Source organism: Flavobacterium frigidimaris (genome assembly GCF_002217275.1).
In the GTDB taxonomy this organism is placed as follows: Bacteria; Bacteroidota; Bacteroidia; order Flavobacteriales; family Flavobacteriaceae; genus Flavobacterium; species Flavobacterium aquidurense.
Map to the genome: position 1 here is coordinate 1 of NZ_MUGV01000010.1, position 26,469 is coordinate 26,469.

Consider the following 26,469-nt stretch of genomic DNA (forward strand, 5'->3'; position numbering starts at 1 on the left):
ATGGCTGAGCATCATTATTTTTCTTTTATGTGGCAGTATACCGCCAAAGCCGTAATCGAGCCCGCTGATCAGGCGGCTGCATTAAGCAAGCACATAGGCGCAGAAGTTATTTTCACGTTTAAAGTCAACGGCATTCAATTAATGTCTAAAGGTATCATAAACGGCGTTGAATCGGTTGACCGCCACGGAAGTCCGGCCGGAATATTGGTTTCCGGCATCAGCCACACCATTGTCATTGACGACATGAAAAAATCCAGAATCTTTCTCGAAAAGAACCTGCAGAATATTGCACTGGAAATCTTTTCAGAAGAAAGTTCCGGAGAATTTTATCAGCGCGAAGCCATTTTGCCCACTTTCACAAAACCCTTCAAATACAAACCGCAGTACAACGAAACCAGTTTTGAATTCCTGAAACGATTAGCAACACGTTACGGACAATGGTTTTATTTCGACGGCATGCGCATGCAATTTGGGCAAACCAAAACCAGCAAAATAAAACTCATTAACGGTTCTTCACTTCATCAATTTAAGATTCAGGCGCATTTGGTTTCGCATAAAACTTCTTTCGGCGGATACGATCCCAACAACGCAGTAAACATCAAAAACGCCTCCGAAAAAAGCACCAGCGGAAGTCAGGATCGTTTTGCAAAATCGGTTGGTTTCAATCAGGGATTGATATAGAAACTCAAAAAGAATATGTGTATCTAAAAATACATGTAGCTCAAGAAGAGCAATAAGATTTCACAAACAATTTCTTTAAATAAAATAATTGCCTCATTATTTTTTTTATAAGGCAGGTTCGCATTGATGGCTTTTTTTTTTATTTATAAAATTTATCTTCTCCCCATTTGGAAGGATTATTTTCTATATAAGTCTGAATAGTATCAAATGATTTAGAATTTCTGATAATATGATCATGAAATCTGGAATGCCACTTAAAATCAGCATGAATTTTACGCATTTCAAAACTACACCTTCCTTTATACCATCGAATAATACGTGATATATTTTCATTTAGCATCGGATTTTTATCCCCTGCAATCCCGCCACTGCATATGCGTATTTCATAATCAATTAATCGCGGATCTAGTACAGACGCGATTAATCGCGTCTCTGCGGTTTCATTATCAATTATTTGCGGATCTACATCACTATCATTTAATGGCTGATTTGGATCTGCATTTTCAGGAGGAGACGCGATGAATCGCGTCTCTACGGATACGGATTTATTTATTATTAATATTCCATGCATGTGATTGGGCATGATTACAAAATTTCCTAATTCGACGTATGGAAATTGGTTGGTAATCTCCCGCCATAAATCGTGAGCTAATTTTCCCAATTCATTTAATTGCATTTCGCGTTTATAAACCTCCCCAAAATAATGCTGCATTTTATCCGTACATATTGTGATAAAATAGGCGCCATTTGCACCATAATCCCAATTTTCTAATCTGGCAGATGGAATGCGATATTTATTCTGAAATTTTATCATTTTTTTTATTTTCATTTTCTAAAACAGAAGCAATCGATCATCTCTATATAATCATGATAATCTGCAAAGTACAGACGCGATTTATCGCGTCTCACGTAACGCCAATCAATCTAAATTATATAGATGCCAATTTATCACGTATCCGGAATGTGAATCGATTCAATACTATTAAATTCTTTAAACTAATATAGTATATAATCTTAACGCAATCGAAAAATTTGAAGGAAAATATTTATATTTTTATTCATGCATTTAGAAAAGAAATAAGATAAAAAATAAAGCGCTAACCAATAATTGTAAATTATAAAACAAGGTATTAGAAAGACTAAACATTAGATTTTCTTAGCAATACTAATATCAAAAAAACCGGCATAAAATCCCTTTAGATTTTATGCCGGTTTTTCTGATTCTCATATTTTACCATCAATTACCAGCCCTTCACAGCCCCTCCTTTAAATTCACGAATAGCTGCCTGCTCTACTTCTGCAGATTGGAATGCCTGAAGAAACTGTTTTACTTTTTCTTCATTTTTATTGTCTTCGCGGCTAACCACCAGATTTACGTATGGAGAATCTTTATCTTCTACAAACAAGGCATCACGCGCCGGAACCAAACCTGCCTGAGAAGCAAAAGTGTTATTGATAATAGCAATCGAAACATTTTGATCGTCTAAGGCACGAGGCAATTGAGGCGCTTCTAATTCTAATATTTTAAGATTTTTAGGATTACTTACAATGTCGGTTACTTTTGGTAGTAAACCCACTCCGGCACGCAATTTCAATAAACCGTTTTTTTCTAAAAGCAATAACGAACGACCTCCGTTTGTTGGATCATTTGGAATAATGATAGTGCTTTCGTTTTTCAATTCGGAAAGGCTTTTTATCTTTTTAGAATAAGCCGCAATCGGATACACAAATGTTTTTCCGATAATGGCTAATTTATAACCACGTTGTTTAGACTGCTCATCCAAATAAGGTTTGTGCTGAAAAGCATTGGCATCAATATCGCCCTGACTCAACGCTTCGTTTGGAATTACATAATCATTAAACGAAACCAGTTCCACCTCAAGTCCGTATTTTTCTTTGGCTACTTTTTTAGCCGCCTCTGCCACTTTTAATTCTGGTCCGGAAGCAACGCCCACTTTAATATGGTGCGGATCGTTCTTTTTGTTTTCGCCACAATTGGATAAAACAAGTGATAAGGCTATAATTCCGGCTGTTTTAAAGAAATTTAATTTAGTATTCATCTTTATATTTTTTAATTTTTAATTCTAAATTTTTAATTGACCATTATCTGTGGTCAAATCGTTTTGATAAAGTATCACCGGCAAACTGGATAAGGAACACCAGAATCACCAATAAAGCCAATACCGAATTCATCGTTACCGCATCATAACCAATATAGCCATACTGATAGCCCACCTGTCCTAAACCACCTGCTCCTACTGCTCCACCCATTGCAGAATATCCCACAAGCGTGATTAAAGTAATGGATGCTGCATTGATCAAAGAAGGCAACGCTTCCGGCAATAATACTTTATATACTATTTGAAAAGGGGTTGCACCTAAAGCTCTTGCGGCTTCAATTAATCCAGATGGCAAACCTAAAAGACTATTTTCTACCAATCGTGCAATAAAGGGTGCTGCACCAATACTTAACGGAACCAATGCCGCACTAACACCAATAGAGGTTCCGACAATGGCACGAGTAAACGGAATCATCCAGACAATTAAGATAATAAAGGGAATCGAACGGAAAATATTCACTAAAACAGATAAAACTCTATTTAAAGCGGGTTGTTCTAATATTTGATTTTTTCGGGTAAGGAAAAGCAAGATACCTGTTGGAAGGCCTAGCAGGAAGCCAAAAAAGCCAGACAAAAATGTCATGATGATTGTTTCCCAGGTTCCTTTTAATAATAATTCAATAATGGATTCAGACATAACCTATGATTTCTGTTTTAATATGTTTTGATATAAAATATTCGATTGCAGCTTTGTAGTTTTCGCGTTTACCGGATAACTCGATCAGCATAATTCCAAAATTAACTTCACCAGCCTGATCCATTTGGGCGCTAATAATTTTAAAATTAGTATCAAATAATCGTGAAACTTCTGAAATTACAGGCTCATTTACTGACTTTCCTGTCATTTCAAGTCTTAGTAGCGGATTTAAATTTTCGCCATCTTCCTTCTGTAATCTTTCCAGATAAACGGGAGGAATATCCAAATGCAAAGAAGAAGCTATAAATTCCCTTGTCAGTTCGTGTTTTGGGTCTGCAAAAATTTCACCCACACTTCCCTGCTCTATCAGTTTTCCGTGACTAATTACGGCTACTTCATCACAAATTGATTTTACCACTTCCATCTGGTGTGTAATCAGTAAAATCGTGATGTTAAGTCGGCGATTAATATCTTTCAGTAAGTTCAGAATAGATCTTGTAGTTGCGGGATCCAATGCACTTGTTGCTTCGTCACACAATAAAACTTTTGGATTATTGGCCAATGTTCTGGCAATCGCAACTCTTTGTTTTTGTCCACCCGAAAGACTTGCCGGATAATCATTTGCTTTTTCGGATAAACCAACCAATTGAAGCAATTCTAAAACTCTTTCGTTAATTGTTGCTTTTGGAGTTCCGGCTAATTCCAGTGGAAAAGCAACATTTTCAAAGACTGTTCTCGAAGAAAGTAAATTAAAATGCTGAAAAATCATTCCGATTTGCCTTCTTTCAATAGCAAGCTGAGCGTTTGATAATTGTATCAGGGATTTTCCATCCACAATAATTTCTCCCGAAGTAGGTCTTTCCAGTAAATTAACACATCTGATTAAAGTACTTTTCCCCGCTCCCGAAGTTCCGATTACACCAAAAATTTTCCCTGGCGGAACCTTTAACGAGACATCCGATAGCGCCGAAACAATTCGGTCCTTCTGATGAAAAGTTTTACTAACGTTTTTTAATTCAATCATTCTTTAATTTTAGTTTAAAAACAAAAAAGCCTTTCAAATTACTCATGAAAGGCTTTTCGAAAAAATAGTATTATTTTATATAGAAGCCCATACAATCATTACAGTATCCCAGCACATCATTTTGTTGCTGTTATAATAATTCTTCATATTGTGACTGTTATTTCTCATTGCGGTTGCAAATTTAAAGAGTATTTTTCGATTTAACCCCATAAATCATCAAAACTTTTATTAACCTATCAACATAGTAGATTAATTAAGTTTATTTGTTTATTTGTTTAATCGTTGATTCCTTATTCATTATTCGTTATTCTTTATTCGTTACTTGTTATTGGTTATTCGTTATACGTTACTATAACTTCTTTTTTCTTTATTCTATACTCTATACTCGACATTTTACATTTTACATTCTACATTTTACATTCTACATTTTACATTCTATATTCTACATTCTATATTCTATACTCTATACTCTATACTCTATACTCTATACTCTATACTCTATACTCTATACTCTATACTCTATATTCTATATTCTATATTCTATATTCTAACCCTTTCAGTCCTAAAAATTTTATAAAGCTTCTTTCCTTCTCTAAGAACTCTAAATTCAATCATTATAAATTATTTTAATAACACTCAAAAATTATTAATTTGATTAATAATCATACCCGCCATACATTTGTCTCATCAAAATCAAACAATTGATTTTAAATAATTAAAACAACTTAAAAAAATAGAAATCATGAAATTTACAAGAAGAGCAAACGCAAACTGGAAAGGTACTGGAATGGAAGGAAAAGGAACCATCAGTACACAAAGCACAACTTTGAACGAAGCACAATTATCTTTCAAAACCCGTTTTGAACAAGGAGTTGGAACCAACCCTGAAGAATTAATCGCAGCAGCACATTCAGGCTGTTTTACCATGCAATTAAGCTTTTTATTATCTGAAGCTGGATTTGTACCAGAAGATTTAGATACAGTAGCAAAAGTTACTTTCGAAGATGGAACCATTACTTTAATTCAATTAGAATTGACTGGAAAAGTACCTGGAATCTCTGCAGAAGATTTTCAACTGGCAGCTCAAAAAGCAAAAGAAATCTGTCCAATCTCAAAACTTCTTAATACAGAAATCACATTATCTGTAAAATTAAACTAAATATCAATATCAAAAATCAATATCAAAAATCAATGGCAATTTCAATGTCAAAATCTAAAATCAACAATCTAAAATTTATATTATGAAAACAATTAATCGCTATTTCGCATTCGCAACTTTAATCTTAAGTTTAGTATTTACAACTGTAAATGTTAACGCACAAACTAAAACTGCTGCTCCACAAATTAAAAACGTTGTATTGGTACACGGTGCCTTTGCAGACGGTTCAGGATGGCAGGGATTATACCAAATTTTGACTAAAAAAGGATATAATGTAACGATCGTTCAAAACCCTTTAAGCTCTTTGGCAGACGATGTTGCAGCAACTAATTTAGCTTTAGACAAACAAGACGGACCAACCATTTTGGTAGGACATTCTTGGGGCGGAACTGTAATTACTGAGGCTGGAAATCACCCAAAAGTAGCAGCATTAGTTTACGTAGCGGCTTTACAGCCTGATAACGGAGAAAACTCTATTCAATGGTTGCAAACTGCACCTCCTGCTCCTGAAAATGGTGTTCTGCCTCCAGATGACAAAGGAATCGCTTATTATGACAAAGCTAAATTTCACGCTGGTTTTGCAGGCGACTTAAGCAAAGAACAAGCTGATTTTATGTTTGCTTCTCAAGGTGCTTTCCACGCACAAGGTTTCGGAACGCCTATTACAAAAGCGGCCTGGAGAGATAAACCTTCTTACGGAATTGTAGCAACTGAAGATAAAAGCATCAACCCTGATATTGAGCGTGCCATGTACAAACGTTCTAACACGAAAATCACAGAAATAAAAGGAAGCCATGTGGTTTTTATTTCACAACCAGCAAAAGTAGCTAATGTGATTATTGAGGCATCGAAAAAATAATAATTGTTTCAGCTTTGAGCTAAGTATTTAAACACATAGAAACATAGATTTTTATACTGCAAAAAGGCGTTTCACTTGTTTCAAGACACATAGCTATGTGTTTTCAAGCAAGTGAAACGCCTTTCTCGACAAAGAAAAAACTATGTTTCTATGTGTTTAAATTACATAAACTTACTAATGGCTTTCACAAAATAAGGCGAATCGTTCCAGCGGATTTTTCGATAAGCGAAATCTTTTTTGAGGGATTCTGGAAGGGAATTCCAGATCGCTTCGTTCATTTTTTCCAGGATTAATTTCTTCGAAAAAGAATCGGAAACCACCAGACTGATTTCTCTTACGGGAATAGGTTCTGTGAAAGGTTTAAAAAGTCCGGATGGCGCATCATTTAAAATAGAAAGCTGCGGAATAATAGCAAATCCCAAATGTGCGCGGACCAGGTTTTTTAAAGTTTCTATAGAACTGATATCGTAAGTAAACTGCTCTTTTATTTTATCTGAAGATTTTAAACCGCAGATATCCAATAGTTGTGCATTGTAACAAAACTCATGATGCAGCAATAATAATTCGGTTTTATCTCCGGGCTGCAGTTCATAAAAGTCTTTGTTCGCCATGGGATGGGACTCATTCAAATAGGCCACAAAAGGTTCCTTAAAAACGGGATGTTCAATTAAATTGGGATTTCCTGTTGGAGTAGCCATAATTACCACATCAAGCGCTCCTGTTTCTAAATCCTTCATTAATTGACCGGTATTGGCTTCCCGGATAATGAAATGTACTTTTGGAGTCGCCTCTTTCATCGCCTTAATAAACAACGGAATAAGATACGGTGATAAAGTCGAAATAATTCCGAGCTTGATCTCTCCTTCCAAAAGATTTTTTTCATTGACTACAAAATCCCGAATCTCATCTGCTTCACGAAGAATTTTTTTTGCACGATTGATAATCTCTGTTCCTAATATAGTGGGCGTTAGTGGCACTTTATTTCGATCAAAAATCTTTATTCCGATTTCTTCTTCCAGATTCTTTAACTGAATCGTTAGTCCGGGTTGTGTGACCATACAAACTTCGGCCGCTCTTGCAAAATGGCGTTCTTCGTCTAAGGCTACAATATATTTTAATTGCTGGATCGTCATTGATTATAATTTTATTTTATAAAGATAAGAAAATATCAATTTTAATTATAAAACTGAAAAATTTAACCGCAAAGTCCGCAAAGTTTTTTTAAGTGACGTACGCTATAAAAAAGAAAGTTCGCAAAGCTTTCTGATTATAGCTTTGCGAACTTTGCGTAATGCCTGGCGTACTTTGCGGTTAAACCTCAAAGTTGTTGCATCAAATAAAAAAAATTATAAAAAAAACTTCTTTTTATAAAAAACGCATAATCAATTACTTAAAATATAAATATGGAAATTTTATAACATTTTTTAAAAATTCTGTAAATTTTAACAAAACCAAAATTTCAAATTGTACGTAAGTGTCAATATAGCGGTACTCTGGAATGGCTTAAATTCAAATGAAAAAGTTTTTGGAGCATATTGAGTTTAATGGCCTTCCGGGTTATCGTTTGTTTCGTTAAATTTTATAAAGAGTATTAAGATTGGAAAAATTGGAACTTCAGAGATTAAAAAAAAGTGTACAATATTTGGAAAGCAAACAGCGCGAATTAAAAAAACAACAGGATAATGATACACGCAGTATTGAATCTATTATAAAATATCTAAAAAAAGACATGATCCAGCAGTTTAAACTAATGGACTATGATTCCTTAATCAAACAACAGATTAAAGACACAGACGTTTTTATTATTCATGTAAAATATATCATAGTAAGTAATTTCTCAAATTCAATTTGAGCATAAAATTACTTAATCTAAAAAAGTATTTAAAACTTTAAGCACTTTTAACTATTATTACAATATAGTTTCATTCATAAGTATACAATTGAACTTTTTGAATTTCATAGTCTCCAACGGCAATTCTCACATGTCTTCCCTGATGGGTCTGGTCGCCATTGAAATGACGGAATGTTTTCCATACCTTATTCTCGAAAGTTCCCTGATCGACTTTTAAAATTCCGGCGTTACGTGTTGTATCTTTTACTGGTTTAAAAGTGACCACAATTCCCGAACCGGCAATATAGAATTCATTTGGTGTAAGTTCAATTATAATTGCACTTGTCATAGGCCAGGTTGCTTCTTTGGCATCATCAGACCAATTTAAGGTGTAGTCGTGTTTAAAAGTAAATTCATAATCACCTAACTGAACAATTTGTGACTGGTTTTCTTTATCTAATAAAACACCATCTATTTTGTGTAATCCTTTATTCGCTTCGATAACTGGTGTTAATTGTTGTGCTAAATCATATATTTTTCCGAGAGGCTCTTTTTTGGCATCCTCAACCGATTCAATAGAAAAAGGCGAAAAACCAATAGCTTCGTAATGACCAATCGCATAAAGTCCTTTGAATGGTGCAGTTTTATCGAATTTATGTTCCGGAATAAATAACGGATCGCCCTGACGCGTAAATAAGTCGTTCCAATATTTAAACAACGGATTGTAGAAATCAGGCGATAGAAAGTCAACCGAGTTTCCTGCGGCTTTCCAAGTGTCCATAAGATGTGGCAAAGGGCCAGCGCTTGGATATTCTCCAGGTTTTTTCCCGGCTGCGTTCAAAGCTGCATTTACAAACATCGGAATCGCATAACTATCTTTTCCGGCTTTGGCAACAGCATTGGTAAATTTAGAAAAATACCAGGCCATAAAAATCTCATCGGTTTGAAGACTTTTTCCAAAAACCTGTTCCCAATTTCCTTTTGTTTTAAAACCATTTACTTTCCAGATTTCTAAAAATTCGGGAGCTAATCTTTCTTTATTCTTTTGAAGATAATGTACTAATTCTGCTGGCACTTCATTATTGAAAGCTTCATTTGCCTGTGGACAATAATCTCTTGCGGTTGGCAGCATTCCAATTTCATTTTCAACCTGAATCATGATTACGGTTTGTTCTTTCTGATCAAAATCACGAAGGTGTGCCATTAATTTCTGAAAAGCATTTATATCAGCTTTCAAATTGTTTTCACTAAAAGGCGTCAGTATTTCATGACTTTTATTCTTATCGTTTTTTATTCTCGGATATTTCTTCTGATTTAATTTCACCCAGGCCGGCGCATGACTTGACATACTATTTTTCCAGGATCCAAACCAAAGGAAAACCAATTTTAAATCTTCTTTTCGGGCTCTTAGTATTAAATCATCTACTAATGAAAAATCAAATTTACCTTCTTCCTTTTCAATCAATTCCCAATAAACGGGTGTTAAGACCGTGTTGAGTTTCATGTCTTTTAGTTTGGGCCAAATATTCTCCATACTTTCCATGCTAGTAGCCGAAGAATTGCCTAATTCTCCACCTAAAACCAGAAACGGTTTTTCGTTAACCATCAATTGTGTTTTATTTCCCTTTTTTTGAAGATGAGGTATTTTATTCTGGCTAAAGCCGAATTGAACTATTAATAAAGTCAGCAAAAAAAATCTAATATTTAAGAAATCGAACATATAACTCATTTTAATATTAAAACGTAAACTCTATATTTTTTAACCACAAATTGCACACATTTTCACAAATTACTTTTAGTAGTTCTTGTACTTGTTCAGCTTTAGGAACCGCTCAGATTGTAGCTCAAAAAAAAAAAATCCATACTATGAAACTGGGGGGAGTTTCATAATATGGATTAAGGTAATATGGAAAATTATTTTTTTACTAATTCACCTGAAAAATCTTTACTAACATCTTTTCCGGCAAGACCATCAGCGGTTCCTTTGTAAGCATGTTTACGAACATAATTCGCATCCCAAAGGTTTGGAGATTCATTTGGAAGCCAGTTTTCATGTTCTTTCACACTATCAGAAAGTCCCCAGATCGTTACACCGTATTGTTGTGCCGCAGGAATGTATTTTTTGTACATATCGATTACATACTGGTACATTTCGGCCTGAGAGGCTTGTTGGGCAACAGTTGGTGCATTTGTTCCTAACCTGATATCCAATTCAGAAATTTTAATCAATTTTCCGCTGGCAGCTAATTTTTGGAACATCTGAACGATTTTGTCTTTGTCCGTTGTTAACGAAATGTGCATTTGGGTTCCGATACCATCGACAGTTGCGCCTTTGCTTTCTATGTATTTCACATACTCAATTAAACCATCACATTTGCTTAAACTAGACTCCAGATTATAATCATTGATAAAAAGTTTATCTGTTGAATTTCCGTACTGACGAGCCAGTTTAAACGCGGTTACAGCATAATCTTTTCCAAGATATTGTACCCATGAAAAATAATCCGTTGCAGTATCTCCCTCTGTTCCGTTTCTCATCGTCCCATCTTCTCTCATTGGTTCATTAACCACATCCCATGAAAACACGCTGGTTTTGTAATGTGTCATCATTTTAGAAATCCAATCCTGCATGGCATTACCAATAATAATTGTTTTTTCAGCAGCTGTTTTATCAATAGTTACCGGTGCCGTAGCGCCTCCTCCTGACGCTGAACCATCTGTTACTGTAACATTATCTATATAATATGTTCCGGCTAATAATCCTAAATCTAAGCTTAGCCCCGTTTCTCCTCCTTTGGCTGTAATTTTCCATTCAATTAATTTCCAGGTAGCAGAAGTGGTTTGGTCACCCTGATAATTTGCTAAACTTCCGGGTGTTGTTGAGCATCGCATAGAACCCGGTGCTTCTGAACGAATCATAAATGATGTCGTATAATTTTTACCCGCCGTTAAAGGAGTAGTAAATACTGTTTGTATTTGAGTTTTATATTGAAGGCCCGGATTATCTGTTGCATTAATAACTTTCATAGCTCCACTTCCTTCATAAGCATTTGTTGCAGGTGCAAGACTCAATGCGTTATCCGCTCCATTTGCTTTACTCCAGCCTGTAATCCCTGAATTAAATGTTCCGTTAGCAACTAAATTTACAACTCCCGAAGGAGCATCCAAATCGACAACTGCAATAGTATTAACATCAATTAAATAAGTAACATTTGGTAAATAACCTAAATCCAGATTAAATTGAAAATTGGTACTTCCGGCTTTAAAATCCCCGGGAGCCAGTTTAATTTTAACCTGTTGCCATTGCGATGTTGTTGCAAAAGCCTCCACCCATGATCCACCGGTATTATACCAGTCTTTGTACGGATATTGGTTCGTTAATGTTGATCCAAAAGAAAGACGTCCTTTACCTGCTACATCCGATTTGATATAAAATGAAATTTCATAATTATGCCCTGCAACAATTGCAGTATTTGGAGAAGTCAATTGTAAACTATAAGGCTGTACCGATGTAGCACTTGAGGCCAATTGAATAGCTTGTGAAGTACTGGTTAAACCTGCATTTGCAACAATTGTAATTCCTTTTCCAGGATTATTTCTGGCCCAATTTGCAAATGTTCCGGCTTTTAAACCCGCAACGTCAAGTGTATTGGTTCCGCTTGAACCCGGAATTACAGTTGGCGCAATAATACTGTTTAAGTAACTCGCATTTTGGTTGGAATGCCAAACCAAAGTATGACCGAAAACTTTTAAACCTCCTGCTTTGGTAGCGGTAATAAAATCATCAATTGTTTTAAAATTAATTTCTCCTTTTGAGTTTACCATCGCGCCATGTTTCATCGCATAACCTGGTGTTACTTCATCAAAGTTTTCATTTACTAATTTGCGGTAGGCAGCATCGCTGATGTATAAATCAGCTCCAATTCCGTTTCCTAAAACAAAATTTGTGTAGGTTTTTAAGGGTTCATAACGGCTGATTTTTTCAACCAATTCTAAAGGCAATTCTGCTCCGGTTACAGCGCCGTGCTCCGGATCTTTTTCCCACTCCATTAAATTATCATCGCAGGATGATAAAATCATTAATGAGGAAGCAATTATTGGAATTATATATTTGTATTTCATTTTGTTCTATTTTTTAAATTATATGATTTTTCACTTTTAAATTCCTCTTTTAGAGATTCATATTAATTAGGGAAATCATTATAAGTTGGTGTGTTTAATGAAACGATTCTCCAGTTGTCTGTATACACTTTTACAGAAGTTGCTTTTGAAGGAAACTCTACAGTACTATCAGTTCCGGTAACATCTTTCAATTTAATGTCTGAATTTTCGAAGTAAATACCAAAATTCTGATAGGTTGCAGCTTCGCGAAACGCCAAAACAGTTTCGAATGTATAAGCTTCTTTAGACCAGGCATAGAATTTATTTAAAGGAATGGTAACCGTAACCCAGCCATCTGTTCTTACTGCAGTTGATTTTCCGTCTAAAATCCATGGTACAAAGTTGTAACAAGCTCCTGTCCATTCTCCACCATTAAAATTATTAATCATACACAATTTTAAAAAACCAGAGTCTTGCCAAACTTCCGGAACATACATATCAAACTGAAATGCTACTTTATCTAATGCTGTATTTGCCGGAATGTAAGGTGTTAATTGCGCTCTCCAGTTATCAACGCCATTTCCTGCTGTCCAAACTTCAGTGCAACGGTTTTTTGCCGCATCAAAAGAAGCAATACGGGCCGGACGATGCGGAACATATTTTCCTTGCGAGATAGTACCTGTTCCAATTGCTGTTGATTGTAAATCTTCTGGCTGAATCATACTCGTTGAAGTTCCCCAATAACCGTGAGATCCGCTTCCGTCAAAATTCAATAAAAGACCTTTTTTGAAGTTAAAGTAAGCAGGAGAATAAGCACCTCCGTTTGAACCTTCAACGAATAGTGAACCTCCAATATCTGAAACACCGTTTGGCATTATAACCGTAAAAAACTCTCCCTCAGGATCTGATGTAATTCCCGTTGTTACTGTAACATTTCCAGGAAAAACTACTTTATTTATTTCAGTTAATCCAGAACCGGCAACCGTGATTTTTTCGCCCGGATTTGGCATTGTATTCGAAATACTGCTGATAGTTGGTCTTGATGCACGAATCTGGAATGGAAATACGGTTTCAGTATTGTCATTTACAAAACGGATTGTATTTCTTTCACCCGGATCTGCTTCTATAGTTGGCGTGTCAGCAGATACAGAAAGAATTATTGAATTATCAGAAACAAAAACAACATTAAAATAGGTTGAATAACCGTTGATGTAAACTTTTTTAAGTCCGGTAAATCCGGAACCTTCAATTCTGATGGTTTGTCCCAGTCTTACAAAACTTACTTCTCTGTCCGGTACAGACGAATTAACATCTTCCAGAAATACCTTGCTGACTGCTATTGATTTACTTGCCGAATCGCTATTATCGCAAGAGGTAAACAGCAACGCACAGCACATCATGCCAAGAAATGCAAGGGGTGCCCAATATTTTTTATTTAATATATATTGCTTCATATTGATCAATCTTTTTAAATTATTATTTTTCATACTACTAGAACAAGTCTTTTATTTTTTCCTCTTTAAACTCATAAGGAACCGGGTTTTCTCTCAACAAAGGATTTTGAACCAATTCAGACTCCGGATAAGGCATAAGAAAAATAGTAGCATCAATTACACCTATAGAACGAGTACTGTTACTTTTTGAAGCGTCAATTGTTACTTTGTTGATTGTATTGTCATACAAAATCGGCACTATAGTTCCTCTATTCTGACTTGTTATGTAATTGATAACTTCTTGTTGTTTGTAATACGATCTGCGTACCAAATCATACCAATATTGTCCTTCCATACACAACTCCACTCTTCTTTCATGAATGATATCGGCATACGTTAATGTTGTTTTAGCACCAAGTCCTGCACGCATACGAAGTGTATTTACTGCTGATATAGCCAGACCATCGGCAGTAGAAGCATTATTTCCTAACGCTGCTTCCGCATAATTTAAACAGACTTCACCCAAACGCAGCATATAAGTATTTAAACCTGAGTTCATACGAGACGTTTTAGCATTGTCTTTTGTCGAACCAACAACTCCTTTTTTAACGGTAAGGAAATCATTGGTATGATCAACCGTATAACCTCCATTTGCTTTATTGATTTCAGGATAAACATCATTATCGGCCATCCAGGTCGCTTTACGACGTTTATCTGCAGGCTCATATTCCTGTAAAACATTATAAGAAGCTCTTGTCCAGTAACCCCAACCTGTATCATCTCCAGTAATATCAGAACCTAATGCAAAATAGGCCTGTTGTGTGTTGGTTACACCGTAATCTCCGTTAGGAACCCATTGTAACGCAAACATCGATTCGAGATTGTTGTTGTTGTCTACCTTAAATAAATCTTCATAATTAGCAGCTAATTTATATGGCCCTGAGACAATTACTTTTTCAGCTGCTTTTTTAGCTAAGTCAAGATATTCCTGTTTTCTTGTACCGCTGTTTGGATTATCACTTAAACCAGAAAATGACAAGTACAAACGAGATAACATTCCGTAAGCACTATATTTTGTCAATCTTCCTGCCTGACCTGCTGTTTCCGGAAGATATTTTGCAGCATATTCTAAATCACGAATAGCAAATTCATAAACATCTTTTACCGGATTTTTATTCACAATTGGGTTTTTAACCAATTCTCTCGGATCCGTCGTAATAATTACATCTCCCCAAAGTGAGGCTAAATACCAATACGCTGTACCTCTCATAAAACGGGCTTCTGCGATATATTTATTTTTCACAGTTGCGCTAACTCCACTATCCGAAATACCAATAATCACGTTATTCGATTGCTGTACCACATTGTACAAAGATCCCCAGGCAGAAACCAAAGGTCCTGTTAACCCGGTTTCAGACAAATCAGTAAACGGATAAATATAATCTGAATAAGGCGCATATAAGTTATTGGCACGTCCGTCTCCTAAACCATAATAGAATTTGTCATTAAAATCAAACCAAACTTTATTGTACAATGGTCCTGTTGCGGCCTGAAAATCAGCTTCCGTTTTATAAAAGTTTTCTTTTGTAATCTGATCATTTGGTTCAACATCTAAATGATCACTACAACTAGTCCAAACAAATGGCAATGCGATCATAAGAACAGAGTAAAATATTTTTTTTGTTTTCATAGTTTGCAAAAATTTAGAAATTAACATTTAATCCAAGAGTAGTGATCATTGGCGATGGATAGCGTCCGTTGTCAATACCAGTTAGCAGCGCATCCTGATTAAGAGATCCAACCTCAGGATCGTAACCTTTGTATTTTGTGAATGTTAATACGTTTTGAGCGTTTGAATATACTTTGATGTTAGAAATACCATATTTAGAATACAATGATTTTGGCAAGTTGTAACCAATTGAAATATTCTTAACTCTTACATACGAAGCATCTTCTATAAATCTGTCGCTGAAACGATAGTTAGAAGCCGATGCTGCTGATGAAGCTGCAATTCTTGGCATATAAGGATCTCCGCCAACAATTTGTACGTTGCGATAATCATTTGGTCCTGACGGATCAATTAAGCCCAATTGCGCATATCCTAAAGCTGATGACAATAAATTCGTGTTTTCACGAGGATTTTCTAACCAGCGTCTTTGGTAATTTGCCACATCATTTCCATAAGAACCCGTTAATAAAATACTTACGTCAAATCCTTTAAAAGAAAATGAATTGTTGATTCCGAAAGTAAAATCAGGATTAGGATTACCAATATAATCACGGTCTTTCTCGTTGATTACACCATCATTATTAACATCTTTAAAAATATAATCTCCAATCCAGACCCCATTTTCGCCTATTGCCATTCCTTCTGGTAAAGCGGTTGGTTTTACTGTTCCGGCTGCATCTTTATAATAAAAATCAGTTGCTTTTTCAAAACGACCAATTACTTTATAGCCATAAAACTGACCAATAGCCTGATCTACTGCTGTACGCGTAACGATGGTTACATCAGAACCTTGTTGAAGTGATTTATTTAAGATTCCGGTTTCTGTATTTAGTGCCAATACTTTACTTCTGTTCATAGAGAAAGTAACATTCGTTCTCCAGGTGAAATCTTTTCTGTCCATATTTAAAGTATTCAATGTGAACTCAAGCCCTTTATTTTCAAGAGAACCAATATTTACCCACGGAGCAGAAGTTGATCCTTGCCCAGTTGTCCCTACGTAAGCCGGAAGTGGTAATTGCAATAACAAATTATCTGTTTTTTTGTAATAAACATCGGCAACCAACTCAATTCTGTTATCTAAGAAACTAATGTCGAGACCTAAATTGCTTGAACTTGTTGTTTCCCATTGCAAATCTTTATTAGCTGTATTTGCTGCCAATAACCCTGTTCCCCAATTGGTTGCAGAAGCATTATAAGTTGAGGTATAAGCATAGTTGGGTACATTTTGGCTACCAACTTCTCCCCATCCCAAACGCAATTTCATATTACTGATTACTTTGCTGTCTTTCAGGAAATTTTCATTGGATACTTTCCAGGCCAAAGCCGCTGATGGAAACCATCCCCATTGATTGTCTTTATAAAATTTTGATGAACCATCTCTTCTTATTGTCCCGGTCACGAAATATTTATCATTGAACGAATATTGCACTCTGCTGAAATAAGAACTTATTGAACTTGTATTACTTCCGTTTGAATTTTTAGCTGTTGTAGCGTCTCCGGCATTTAAATCTGTTGCGCCATTCGTCAAATACCCTGATCGGTATCCATAAAGATTTTCCCAGTTTGATTCCTGCATCTCCTGCCCTAATAAGGCAACAACTTTATGATTACCAAACGTTTTATCATAAGTTAAAACATTATTCCAGCTCCAGAATTCACTATTCGATTTTGTTCTTGAACCTTCTCTTACATCATTTACCAATGCGCCAAAAGTATAGGATGGATTAAAGGTATAATTGTTGGCAAAACCGTAATCTAACGAGTAAGTTGTTTTGAATTTAAGGTCTTTTGTAAAACCAATTTCGGCATACGCATTCGCTCTCATTCCGTAATTGATATTATGATTGTCTTTGATAGAAGCCAGACCGATAGGATTGTTTTGAACAAATTCTTTGGTATCCGGACCATCAAATGTACCATCAGCGTTACGAACTGCGACGTTTGGCGTTTGTTTTAGCGCTGTTAAAATTAAAGCATCATCCTGAACTGTTGTAGTCTGATTGGTTTTGCTTAAAGCAAAATTTACTCCCACTTTTAAAAAACTTTTTACCTGAGAATCTACAACTCCTCTAAGATTGAAACGGTCAAATCCAGATCCGATAGCAATACCTTCCTGATCTAAATAACCAATTCCTAAAGCATAGGTTGTATTGTCTGAACCGCCAGAAGCTGATAAATTGTAGCTTTGCATCAAAGCAGTATCAAATAATTCTTTTTGCCAGTCTGTTCCTTCACCCAACAAGTCTGTTCTGATGAAATAATTATCACGTTGCACGATTCCTAAATCAGAACGTGTATTTTTTAGTGTTCCATATTCTTTAAGATTTAATAAATCTAAATGTTTCGGAATTTCCTGCCAACCTACATAACTGTCAAAATTCAGGACCATATCGCCTTTTTTACCACGTTTTGTAGTAATCATGATTACTCCGTTTGCCGCTCTTGATCCATAAATGGCAGTTGCTGATGCATCTTTTAAAATGTCCATCGAAACAATATCAGCCGGATTGATATTCGCAAGCGGATTTGTATTTACAGAACTTGTAGATCCGTCAATAATAACACCGTCGATTACAAAAATGGGTTCGTTTGATCCGTTTAAGGAACTGATACCACGAATACGAATTGAAGAACTGGAACCCGGGGCGCCACTATTCGACTGAATCTGAACACCCGCTGCGCGACCTTGTAAAACCTGATCAATTGTCGTTGCAACTGATTGTTGTACTGCGGCACTGGTTACAGTAGATACAGCTCCGGTTAAATCTGATCTTTTCATTGTGCCGTATCCTACGACAACAACCTCTTTTAAACTATTTAAATCTTCTTCAAGTGTTACGTTAATCTGACTTTGATTATTTAAGGAAACTTCTTTTGATTTATAGCCTATGAAGCTAAAAACCAAAACGGCATTTGGTGTTGCCTGAATAGAATAAGTACCATCAAAATTTGTAGCTGCAGTTGTTTTTGTTCCTTTTACAATAATATTGACTCCTGGTAACGGTCCACTACTATCTGAAACTGTTCCTGATACAGTTGTCTGAGCATTTACCGAAGCAGAAAATACAAACAACAGGATCATGAAACCCAAATTCTTAAAGTATTTTGATTTGCTTTTAGTAATTAAAAAGTTAGTCATAAATGGTTGGTTTAATTAGTTAATGTAAGGTTTAAGTTAGTTTTTTATAAAGGCTTAAAATTTTTCATTTCGCACTGAAAACGAATCCGTATTTCACCTTTATAAAACAAATATATATAAATTACAACAACACACAACCGGTTGTTTAATTTTTTTATTTTAATTTAATTAAAAATCATGTTTAAAAAAATCATATCAGTATTTTTAATCACAAAATATTAAATAATTCATAAAATAGTAATTATAAACAACGAAAACGTTGTAGATAAAAAGAAAGATTGTCTGTTTATTTAAAAAAAACACAAAAATCATCTTGTAAAATAATTTTTCTGCTTTAGTTTCCCTTCAAAAAAGTAAATTCAAATAATTCATACAAATAAGAGTTAAGAGTGCAATGCCAGTTACGATCCTGTTGATTTGAAGAAAAATGGAGATGTTTGAATCACAAGCTTTAAATAAACATCATGTAAAAACAATCGGTTGCCTGTAAAACAAAAAAAAACTCCCTTCAATCGAATTGAAAGGAGTTTTTATTATTAAAAAATCATTGCTGATATTTTTTATCTTTTAAAATAAAGGGTAAGTATTTAATTTAAAACAAGTTAAATCTAAAAACCAATTGATTAGGATTCTTTTCTTTTAGAAGATTCACGCACAAGTACTTCCGTGTTTAAGAAAGCTATTTCCTGTACATCTTCATTTTTAGCCGATTTCAGATTTTTTATAATAATATCTGCAGCCGCTTTTCCCATTTTTTCAGCAGGGTGCGTTATGGTCGATAAATTAGGATCTATAATTTGAGAGATTGGATCATTATTAAAGCCAATAATAGCAATGTCTTCTGGTACTTTTAAACCTCTTCTTTTGGCGGTTTGTACCGCGCTGACCGCAATAATATCTCCTGACGCAAAAACGCCATCAGGAAGTGGTTTTATATCAAACAATTTATTACTTGCCTTTACCCCTTCTTCATAAGTAACAGCTTTCAGATCAATAATCAATTCGTCATCGACAGGTAAATTATGATCTCTTAAGGCTTCGACATACCCTCTTTTTCTTTCGTTGTAAAGGTTTCCAAATTCCGAACCCGCCGTTAAATGTGCAATTCTAAGACAACCCTGCTCTATAAGATGTTTTGTGGCTTTGTAACCTGCAGAATAATTATCAATTACAACCCTGAAAGTATTATAATCTTTTGGAACCCTGTCGACAAAAACCAACGGAATATTATTGTTTGAAAATTGATGAAAATGCGAAGTATCTCTGGTTTCCATAGCAAGCGAGCAAATAACACCGCTCACACGGTTGCTATATAAGGATTTTGCCATATTCACTTCTTCATGATACGAGTCATGCGATTGCATAATGATAACAGAATAGTCCGATTTTTGAGCTGTAATTTCGATACCACTAATTAAAGAGGATAAAAAGGGTTGTGTAACTGTTGGTATCAGCACACCAATAGTTTTTGTCTTGTTGCCACGCAAACCTGCAGCAAGAGTATTGGGTACAAATCCCATTTCTTTTGCAGCCTTTTTAACTTTTTTGATCGTTTTATCACTTATAGAATGATGATCCTTTAAAGCTCTTGAAATTGTAGAGGTGGCCAGGTTTAGCTTTTCTGCAATATCATAGATCGTTACGTGTTTATTCTCTTCCATTAATTAAATATATAAAATGTAAATATAAGTTATTTTACAACAAGTATATTTTCTTCTAAAGAAGCTTCCTTTTTAGCGTTTATTTAATATCAAAATTCCAAAAATAAAAATTCCAAATTCAAAATTCAAAATTATAAATTCCAACATTCTAATTATCTAATTATCTAATTATCTAATTGTCTAATTAATCTCAATCTTCATACATCTCCATCCACAAACGGGTTTCTTCAAGATCCAGTTCTTTTTCTATTTTTCGAAAAATTTCTTCATTGACGGATCCTTGTTTGTGCATCACTTCTAATTTTGCCCGTTCTACATTCAGCAAATCTATTTGAAGTTTGGTGAACTCATTAAATATTTGCCCTCCCATTATATTACCTTTTCCAAAAAAATTAGCCGGAAGTTCTGTTTTCTGCAAACGATTAAACTTCACTTCATATTTACTTTTAATGTTGTGAAGTAAATCGTCATTGAGAAGCGAAAAGTTATCTTCAATATGGGCAATTGTTTCAGAAACAATAACATTTCTTATTTCATATTCTTCGGCTATAATAGAATAAGGCTGAATTTTTAATTTTTTGATGAGCCATGGCAGTGTTAATCCCTGAACAACCAACGTGGAAAGGATAACGCAAAAAACCAGATAAATAATAAGATTACGCAAAGGAAATGCCTCTTTTTCATTCATCATTAAAGGCAAAGCTAAAGCTGCCGCCATAGAAACAACACCACGCATTCCGGACCAGCCAAAAATGATCATGTTGCGATAATCAAACTCTTCTTTTTGTTTATTCTTACTGCTTAAGTACTTCTGCAATAATGTGGACGGAATTACCCATAGAAAACGGACTAAAAGAACAACTGCACTAATACTCGCTCCCCATATAAACAAAGAGCTGCCAGAATAATTACTGATTCCGATGATAATATGACGAAGCTGTAAACCAATTAATATAAAGATAAGACCGTTTAAAATATTGGTAAGAATACTCCAAATGGTTACCGCCATAATGCGGCTTTCATGCGTAAAAATAGTGCCTGATCGTGCCGAAAGATATAGTCCGGTCGTTACTACAGCAAGCACACCGGAACATTCGAAATGCTCTGCAATTAAATAGGAAGCAAAAGGTGTTAAAAGTGTTAATGTTGCTTCAATAATATCGTCACAAACAAACTTTTTATGCACAAAACTCATAACAAAACCTACTACTAAACCTATCGCGATACCAAGCGTTGACATAATAAAGAAATTCAAACCAGCCTCCCAAAGAACAAAATTTCCAGCTAAAATAGCAGCTAATGCATATTTATACGCTACTAATCCACTGGCATCATTGAGCAGACTTTCCCCCTCAAGGAGTGCAATAAGACGCGGATGAAGACCAAGACCTTTTGTTATTGAAGTGGCCGAAACTGCATCTGGAGGCGAAATAATAGCACCCAATAAAAAAGCTAACGGCCAGGACATATCATCTATCAGCCAATGTGCTGCAAAGGCCACAGCTATAGTTGTAAACAAAACTAAACCAACTGCAGCAAGTGTAATTGGCCTAATTGTTTTTTTAAATTCAAACCAACTCGTATACCAGGCGGCGTGATATAAAAGCGGAGGCAAAAAAATAATAAAAACGACTTCAGGATTCAGGGCAATAACCGGAAGTCCGGGAATTATGCTGATAACTACACCACAAAGTACTAATACAATTGGAATTGGGAAATTATATCTTTTACTTACCAGACTAAGAAAAGCAACTCCAAATAGTAACATGATAATTACGGTGATATTTTCCATTTACTGCTGTTTATAGATTTTTGGGTTCTACTAAAATTAGAAACTAATATAATATTTTATTATAAAAAAACAGGATATAATAAGGCTCAGAATTGAAAATCCTTTGAATTCTTTTACGTCAGAATATTTCAATATTTTCTGCTAAAGTGTCTTAAAAAAAATTAAATTTGGAAACCCTAAATTCATTGCAACTATGTTTCAAAAAAGAAATTCTCTTTGTTTACTAGCCTTACTTTTTGCGCTATTTTTCGCACCACTTTCCTATTCTCAAACGGCTACTCCAAAGAAGGAAAATCGTTCCAAATTATTTGAAGAGGCCACCACCGATAGCGAATACCTAATGGCTATTGAAAAGGCTAATGAAATGATGGAATCAGCTTATAATGATGCTGATTTTGACAGCGCATCTCATCATTTGTTTGGAGAAATTAAAAGAACGCAAAGCAAACTGGACCTGATTTTAGCAAGTTTAAAAGGTGCCAATCCAAATGTGCGTAACCAGCAAATGTATCAAACCGTTCTGGAAGAAATTCAGCAACAATTGGACGAACAGAATGCAGCTATCAATTTGCGAAATGAAAAGCTGGAAAAGATTAAAGGTCGATTTATCGAACTGCGTAAAGACAAAAATCTGATGACGCTTTTAAAAGATACGATCCGTCGTCAACAGTTTAAAAAAGAATTTGCCAACCTTAGAAAAAAATACCTAAGCACAGATAGCCTGATGACAAAAAATCAGGGAATTCTAAACAAGAAAAAAAGAATTACTGTACAACGAAAAATAGCCGTTTCGAATGCCTTATTGGTTGTTGAAGGCAAGCTTGAAAAGTCGGGAATTAGCATGCTGCATAAAGAATATCCATTTTTATGGAGCATTAACGACTCTGTTCCTAAAAAAACCGTGGCGCAAAACATTAGCGCCAAAATAGTGATTGAGGAAAAAGTTGCAGCATATTATTTCAGTTATCGTACGGGCGGACTAATTACTTTGCTACTTTTTATGGGACTTCTGGCCTGGTATGTTTCACGCAATTTAAAATATCTCAAAACGAATGGACATTCAGAAAACCTCTCTCTTTTTAATTTTAAATATTTAAACCGAGGTTTTCTTATTCCCGTTGCTGTAATCGGACTTAATATTGCTGTCGTAAGTAATTTGTTTGCTCCAGCCTTGTTCCTGGAATTGCTTCAACTGCTTTTACTCGGAATTTTGACTATTCTTTTTAAGAATAAATGGTCAAAAGTAGCCATGAAAAACTGGTTGTTTCTCCTGGGATTATTCTTTACGCTTTGTTTTCTGGATCTTTTTATTGAAGTTGGATTCTTTCAACGTTGCGCTTTCATTGCAATAAATGTTTTAGGAATACGCTATGGCTTGGTACAAATTAAAACCCTTAAAGAGCAACTGTACATTCAGGGATTTTTTAAATGGGCCAGTATAATTTTCATCGCTTTTAATAGTTTATCTATACTTTATAACCTCTTCGGAAGAGTTTCGCTTTCGAATATGTTAAGCCTGACTGCTTTTATTTCGCTTACGCAGATAGTTGCGCTAAGTGTACTGTTGAAAATAATCTTAGAAATAATTATTCTGCAGATATATACCACCAGAATCAAACGTGGTATAGAAAAAATTTTTGATCACGAAAGCCTCTCCAATACACTCAAAAAGCCTTTCGTTTTAGTAATTGGTTATATGTGGGTAGTTGTAATTGCTTCGAATTTAAATGTTTGGCAATCCCTTCGAACTTCTTTAGGAGCGCTGTTAAGTCGTCCTAACAATATTGGAAGCATTACTTTTACTTTAGGAAATATTGTCTTGTTCTTTATCATTATCTGGATTGCTCATTTATTGCAAAAATATGTTGCTTATTTCTTTGGTGAAATTGACGATGAAAACGAAGAAAATGTCAACAAAAGACAACATTCTAAATTACTTATCACAAGGTTAATTGTTTTAATTGGCGGTTATCTTTTGGCTGTTGCCGCATCCGGAATGCCTTTAGATAAATTGAGTATTCTTTTAGGAGCTTTAGGTGTCGGTGTTGGACTTGGACTTCAGAATGTGGTTAATAATTTCGTTTCCGGTATTATTTTAATTTTTGACAAGCCGATTCAGATTGGGGATGTGATCGAAATTAGTTCTGAATCTGGGCGTGTAAAATCAATGGGATTGCGTACTACCAAAATCAATGCGCCAAACGGTGCCGAAATCATTATTCCGAATGGAAATTTATTATCCCAAAACATCACCAACTGGACGTATACCGACAATTTTAAATTAGTTGAAGTTTCTATAGACATTACTGGTGATACAACCCCAGACGACATCAATGCAACGATCATGGAGGCATTGGAAAGTTTGTCTTTGGTAAACACAACCAAAACACCACAAATTTTCTACAATGCTATTTCAGAAGGAAAATATAAAGTTCTGGTGAAATTCTGGTGCAGTATTTACCGTACTGAAGAAAGTATTAGTAGTGCACGTCAGGTTTTATTTAGCAGTTTTAAAGCTAAGGGATTGAATTTTTCGAGTTAGAAACTGACACTACAAATCATAAAAAAAGCCTTCAAAAATAATATTTGAAGGCTTTTTTATTGGTGAATGAATCTAATAATTCAACTCTGCTTTATGTTTTTCTATAAAGGCATTCCATTTTGTTGGTTCTTTTCCCGTAATGCTTTTAAAATTATCAAACGTTTCATCGGCTCCCGGAATTGTTCCTGCAGCATACCTTTTCCAGTGGTCATACACACAACCCATATACGCCATTTCTGCCCCAGCTTCGATCATATTTTGAAGAAAAACATCTGGCGAAAGTGCTTCATAACGAAAAGGCTTTCCAATAATGGAACTCATTTTTAAGGCCAATTCATCAAACGAACAAGCATCATATCCTAACCTGTATGTTTTACCTGCATGTGCTTCCGGATATTGCAGCGCGATCGCCGCCACCTGAGCTACATCGGCAACATCAACCCAACTCAAACGGGCTCCTTCAACATATGCGTTTATTACGCCGTTTGTAATTGCTTTTTTACCACCATAACTGAGCAAATTTTGCATAAAAGTCTCAGGACGCAAATGTGTAAACGTAAAACCAGACCATTCAATATAACGTTCTACTAACTGATGCCAGGCCCAGTGTCCAATAGTGGTATCATCAGGACCGCATGCCCCCAAATGTACAACATGCTTTACTCCTGCTTTTCTGGCATTATCCAATAAGACCTTGCTTTGGCGCAGCATATCAACCGTATAACCGGTCACTATCAAAAGTCGGTCAATACCTTCTAGTGCTGCCAGATGTGTGTTTTCATCATCAAAATCAAGTAAAACTGTTTTAATGCCTAATGCAGTAAAAGGTTTTGCTTTTTCTGGCGTTCGTACTGCTGCAATAATTTCAATTTCAGCATTAGATAAAAGAAAATCAATTGTTTTACTGCCGACCTGACCAGTCGCGCCGGTAATTAATATTTTTGGAAGTACTTGTGACATTGCTTTTTGTATTTAAAATTTAAAAACACAAAATTAAGCTGCCCAAAATTACTGCCCGTTGATCTGGATCAAGTAATACATTTAAATTTAGAGGAATTGATTATTTCCCTAAAGCAATATTCTTTTTAATACGACTCAGTGTTTCCGGTGCCAAACCCAGATAAGAGGCAATTAAATTTTGAGGAACGCGCTGTATCATCTGCGGATTGCTTTCAGCCAATTGAATGTATTTTTCTTTGGCAGTATACGAATTCGAACTTACCAGTCTTCGTTCCTTTGTTGCAAGGCTATTTTGGAAAAGGATACGAAAATAACGATCCATCTTAGGGATTTGCAAAGTCATTTCATCTAAATTTTCTCTGGTAATCAGCAACAGTTCAGAATCTTCCAAAGCGTCAATATTAAACTGGGCAGTTTCATTAAAACTAAAACTATAGATATCAGAGGTCCACCAGCCCTCCCAAGCAAACAAATTCATGTGCTCATCGCCTTTTTCATCGATGTGATACGAACGCAGCAAGCCTTTTGAAACAAAGGAGAGGTACTTGCAAACTTCGCCTTCCTGAAGTAAAAATTCTTTCTTTTGAAGATTTTTAGCCACAAAAAAGCTTTTTAGAACGCTTTTTTCTTCCTCTGTAAGGGAAACTTTTTTGAGAACATGAGAAAAAAAGACATCAAACATTGTTTTTGATTTTGAAATGGTAATGCAGCTTATTTGAATAACAAATGTAAGTCTTTTAAAGATATAGCATTTAAGGTGATTGTTTTACAAAAAAACGCCTCAGATACTTGAGGCGTTTT

18 protein-coding genes are annotated in these 26,469 nt (G+C 35.2%); 4 read left to right on the forward strand and 14 right to left on the reverse strand.

From position 1 onward, the window contains the following. A partial coding sequence (locus tag B0A65_RS04965; protein WP_089069609.1) for a contractile injection system protein, VgrG/Pvc8 family occupies positions 1-681 on the forward strand: 681 nt, incomplete at its 5' end. A 139-nt stretch (positions 682-820) separates the two neighbouring features. Here the strand turns inward: B0A65_RS04965 and B0A65_RS04970 are convergent. The 4 genes from B0A65_RS04970 to metN all read right to left on the reverse strand — a co-directional run bounded on the left by B0A65_RS04970 (position 821) and on the right by metN (position 4,462). Continuing rightward, positions 821-1,495: a transposase gene (locus B0A65_RS04970; protein WP_074658337.1), complete on the reverse strand. Its 675-nt coding sequence runs from the start codon at positions 1,493-1,495 to the stop codon at positions 821-823. A gap of 427 nt (positions 1,496-1,922) precedes the next feature. Continuing rightward, positions 1,923-2,741, reverse strand: a complete 819-nt coding sequence (gene metQ, locus B0A65_RS04975) for a methionine ABC transporter substrate-binding lipoprotein MetQ (RefSeq protein ID WP_074657862.1) — start codon at positions 2,739-2,741, stop codon at positions 1,923-1,925. Positions 2,742-2,784: 43 nt separating this feature from the next. Next, positions 2,785-3,438, reverse strand: coding sequence for a methionine ABC transporter permease MetI (locus tag B0A65_RS04980; RefSeq protein WP_074657861.1), 654 nt, complete (start codon positions 3,436-3,438; stop codon positions 2,785-2,787). Next, on the reverse strand, positions 3,431-4,462 hold the full coding sequence (gene metN / locus B0A65_RS04985) for a methionine ABC transporter ATP-binding protein MetN (protein WP_074657859.1): 1,032 nt from the start codon (positions 4,460-4,462) through the stop codon (positions 3,431-3,433). Before metN ends, B0A65_RS04980 begins: the two co-directional genes overlap by 8 nt. 742 nt (positions 4,463-5,204) lie before the next feature. On the opposite strand from metN, the gene B0A65_RS04995 reads away from it, so the two are divergent. Further along, the gene (locus tag B0A65_RS04995) at positions 5,205-5,621 is read left to right on the forward strand and encodes an OsmC family protein (protein WP_026985352.1); all 417 of its coding nucleotides are present in this window, start codon (positions 5,205-5,207) and stop codon (positions 5,619-5,621) included. A gap of 82 nt (positions 5,622-5,703) precedes the next feature. Next, the gene (locus tag B0A65_RS05000) at positions 5,704-6,480 is read left to right on the forward strand and encodes an alpha/beta hydrolase (protein ID WP_074657857.1); all 777 of its coding nucleotides are present in this window, start codon (positions 5,704-5,706) and stop codon (positions 6,478-6,480) included. 161 nt (positions 6,481-6,641) lie between these two features. On the opposite strand, the gene B0A65_RS05005 is transcribed toward B0A65_RS05000, so the two are convergent. The 8 genes from B0A65_RS05005 to B0A65_RS05045 all read right to left on the reverse strand — a co-directional run bounded on the left by B0A65_RS05005 (position 6,642) and on the right by B0A65_RS05045 (position 22,166). Next, positions 6,642-7,613, reverse strand: a complete 972-nt coding sequence (locus B0A65_RS05005; RefSeq protein ID WP_074657855.1) for a hydrogen peroxide-inducible genes activator — start codon at positions 7,611-7,613, stop codon at positions 6,642-6,644. A gap of 789 nt (positions 7,614-8,402) precedes the next feature. Next, entirely contained in the window at positions 8,403-10,040 is a 1,638-nt protein-coding gene (locus B0A65_RS05015; RefSeq protein ID WP_449403982.1) for a GH35 family beta-galactosidase, read from the reverse strand. Between the two features lie 185 nt (positions 10,041-10,225). Then, entirely contained in the window at positions 10,226-12,433 is a 2,208-nt protein-coding gene (locus B0A65_RS05020) for an endo-1,4-beta-xylanase (RefSeq protein WP_074657849.1), read from the reverse strand. 62 nt (positions 12,434-12,495) lie between these two features. After that, positions 12,496-13,866 carry a glycan-binding surface protein gene (locus tag B0A65_RS05025; RefSeq protein ID WP_074658334.1) on the reverse strand — a complete coding sequence of 457 codons (1,371 nt, stop codon included), beginning with the start codon at positions 13,864-13,866 and terminating at the stop codon, positions 12,496-12,498. Positions 13,867-13,903: 37 nt separating this feature from the next. Then, on the reverse strand, positions 13,904-15,535 hold the full coding sequence (locus B0A65_RS05030) for a RagB/SusD family nutrient uptake outer membrane protein (RefSeq protein WP_074658332.1): 1,632 nt from the start codon (positions 15,533-15,535) through the stop codon (positions 13,904-13,906). A gap of 13 nt (positions 15,536-15,548) precedes the next feature. Then, positions 15,549-18,713 (reverse strand): SusC/RagA family TonB-linked outer membrane protein, encoded by a 3,165-nt coding sequence (locus tag B0A65_RS05035; RefSeq protein WP_089069610.1) that lies wholly within the window; start codon positions 18,711-18,713, stop codon positions 15,549-15,551. Between the two features lie 623 nt (positions 18,714-19,336). Next, entirely contained in the window at positions 19,337-20,374 is a 1,038-nt protein-coding gene (locus B0A65_RS05040; RefSeq protein WP_074657847.1) for a LacI family DNA-binding transcriptional regulator, read from the reverse strand. Positions 20,375-20,564: 190 nt separating this feature from the next. Next, the gene (locus tag B0A65_RS05045) at positions 20,565-22,166 is read right to left on the reverse strand and encodes a Na+/H+ antiporter (RefSeq protein ID WP_074657845.1); all 1,602 of its coding nucleotides are present in this window, start codon (positions 22,164-22,166) and stop codon (positions 20,565-20,567) included. 193 nt (positions 22,167-22,359) lie between these two features. Between B0A65_RS05045 and B0A65_RS05050 the strand changes: the two genes are divergently transcribed. Further along, positions 22,360-24,708 (forward strand): mechanosensitive ion channel family protein, encoded by a 2,349-nt coding sequence (locus B0A65_RS05050; protein ID WP_074657843.1) that lies wholly within the window; start codon positions 22,360-22,362, stop codon positions 24,706-24,708. Between the two features lie 72 nt (positions 24,709-24,780). Here the strand turns inward: B0A65_RS05050 and B0A65_RS05055 are convergent, their stop codons facing one another. Together B0A65_RS05055 and B0A65_RS05060 are read right to left on the reverse strand one after the other, a co-directional pair. After that, complete coding sequence (locus B0A65_RS05055; protein WP_074657841.1) at positions 24,781-25,668, reverse strand: SDR family oxidoreductase; 888 nt, start codon at positions 25,666-25,668, stop codon at positions 24,781-24,783. A gap of 100 nt (positions 25,669-25,768) precedes the next feature. Next, positions 25,769-26,350, reverse strand: a complete 582-nt coding sequence (locus tag B0A65_RS05060) for a Crp/Fnr family transcriptional regulator (protein ID WP_074657839.1) — start codon at positions 26,348-26,350, stop codon at positions 25,769-25,771. Positions 26,351-26,469 lie beyond the last annotated feature (119 nt).